This is a genomic window from Neobacillus drentensis (assembly GCF_036965245.1).
In the GTDB taxonomy this organism is placed as follows: Bacteria; Bacillota; Bacilli; order Bacillales; family Cytobacillaceae; genus Neobacillus; species Neobacillus drentensis_G.
The window spans coordinates 1-2,229 of the sequence record NZ_JBALPG010000191.1 but is presented as its reverse complement, the minus strand read 5'-3'; the positions used below and the strand labels follow the sequence as shown (position 1 = coordinate 2,229).

Here is a 2,229-nt window from a genome sequence, read left to right as displayed (position 1 = left end):
TGCCTCCGTATGCACCATTAATTCTCCTCTCACTGTTATGATAAATTTATTCTAGTTCCAAAAACTCACTTATTTCTTAAGTGATTCTTAAAAGATTCTTAATTTACTCATTTCAATACAAATAACTAAATAACCTGCCACCCTAAAATAAAGGGAGCAGGTTATTTAGTTATTCATTTCTCAAGCTTAATGTTTCACTAGAAATGTAATTTCATGTTCATCTTCTATTCACATAACGATTATAAACTAAGGATGTAACAAAGAGATAGGAGGAATTAAGATGAACATTGCTTGGAAAGAAATTAAGAAAAATAAAGTAAGGTTTTCGATTTTAGGTTCAATCGTTTTTCTTGTTAGTTTATTAACATTTATTATATCTGGTTTAGCAAATGGATTATCACAGGACAATGCTGCGTTAATTAAAGATTTACCAAACGGACAATTTTATATGAATAAGAATGCAGACGAAAATTATAATCTGTCAAGAATAGATAGCAGTACCCAAGATAAAATGTTAAACAAACAGAAAGATGCTGTAGCACTATCAATTCAAATGGGCTTTTTGAATGATGAGGCTGGTAAGCAACAAAGCGTCGCATTTGTTACCTCGACAGATTCAAAATTGTTTCAAAATGTAAAAAAAGGTGAAATTGTACTGGATCGTTCTATGGAGGAAGATGGTATAAAAATTGGAGATACCTTAACTAATAATCAATATAGTGGCAAGTTTATTGTAAAAGGTTTTGTGGACCAAAAGAAATACAGCCATGCACCTGTCGCTTATATCAGTATGGAGGACTACAAAGAAATTTACCGGGTCGATGAAATGCAAATGATTTTCGTACCGGGTGGGGATTCAACACAAGCAGTCGCTGGATTACAATCATTTTCCAATAAAGAGTTTCTCAATACAATTTCAAGTTATAAAGCAGAACAGATGTCCCTAAATATGATTGTTTGGTTTTTAGTTGTCATTAGTGGAATGTTGTTTGCTATCTTTTTCTATATGATGAACGTTCAAAAAATTGGTTTATACGGTATTCTCAAAGCAATTGGTGTAAAAACAAGTGCCTTGTTTAAAATGATGTGGACACAAATGGTGTTTATTACAGTAATTGCACTTGTTCTGTCTGTTACACTCAGTCAAGTTTTTAATATGATTGCACCTGAAGGAATGCCTTTTAGTTTAACCCCTGAAACAACAGTACAATTGTCGATAGTCTTCTTAATTATCGGATTTATTGGAGCTACGCTATCAGGTTTACAAATTAAAAAAGTCGAACCATTACAAGCAATACAACAAGGAGAGGTTTAATATGGCAATATTTACAATAGATGAAGTTAGAAAAACGTTTACTAATGGTGAAGTGAAGGAAGAAATACTAAAAGGAATTAATCTTTCTCTTAGAGAAGGAGAGATAACAGCTTTAGTGGGTGCATCAGGCTCTGGTAAAAGTACACTCCTTACAATTGCAGCAGGACTTCAACCCGCATCAGATGGGCAAGTAATATTCGAAGGAACAAATATGATTAATATGAGTCCAGAACAGGTACGGAAAATACGAGCAAGTAAATTTGGTTTCGTCTTTCAGTTTGCACATCTTGTTCCTTTTCTTACAGTAGAAGAGCAACTGATGCTAATGCTGGATGTATCTGATTCTAAACTAAAGAAACAAGAACAAAAAAAAGAAGTTGATAAAATACTAAAATTAGTTGAAATGAATCATCGGAAAAATGCATATCCATCCTCATTATCTGGCGGAGAAAAGCAGCGGGTTGCAATTGCTCGTGCAATTATCCATAAACCAAAAGTTCTCTTTGCGGATGAACCAACTGCAAGTTTAGATTCAAAAAGGTCTAAAGATGTTATGATGTTAATCCGAAATTTAACTAAAACGTTAAACATTACTACCTTAATGGTTACACATGATGAAGAAATGCTTTCTTATGTTGACTCTATAGTTAAAATGAGCGATGGACAAGTTTTGCAAAATGCAGTTTAAATTCTATAGATATAGACAAAGTATTAAAGCCAGATAAAATATTTTTAAACAGCCCTGACATTTTTGCTCAGGGCTGTTTAGTATATTTCGGCAATATAATATCGAATGATGTCCCTTTAGAAGGTTCACTATCAATAGAGATTTTTTGGAAAGAAAGGCACTATCTATATTTCTATCCCAAAGACTAAGGTAAGGCAAAAAAGCTTCATCCTGTCTGAATGCACGT

The 2,229-nt window shown here is 33.1% G+C and carries 2 protein-coding genes; both read left to right on the top strand.

Annotation, left to right across the window (positions count from 1 at the left end):
• The first annotated feature begins 280 nt into the window (after positions 1–280).
• A complete protein-coding gene (locus tag V7150_RS24980; protein ID WP_335523645.1) occupies positions 281–1,315 on the top strand; it encodes an ABC transporter permease in 1,035 nt (344 codons plus the stop codon).
• A gap of 1 nt (position 1,316) precedes the next feature.
• On the top strand, positions 1,317–2,003 hold the full coding sequence (locus tag V7150_RS24975; RefSeq protein WP_335523643.1) for an ABC transporter ATP-binding protein: 687 nt from the start codon (positions 1,317–1,319) through the stop codon (positions 2,001–2,003).
• Positions 2,004–2,229 lie beyond the last annotated feature (226 nt).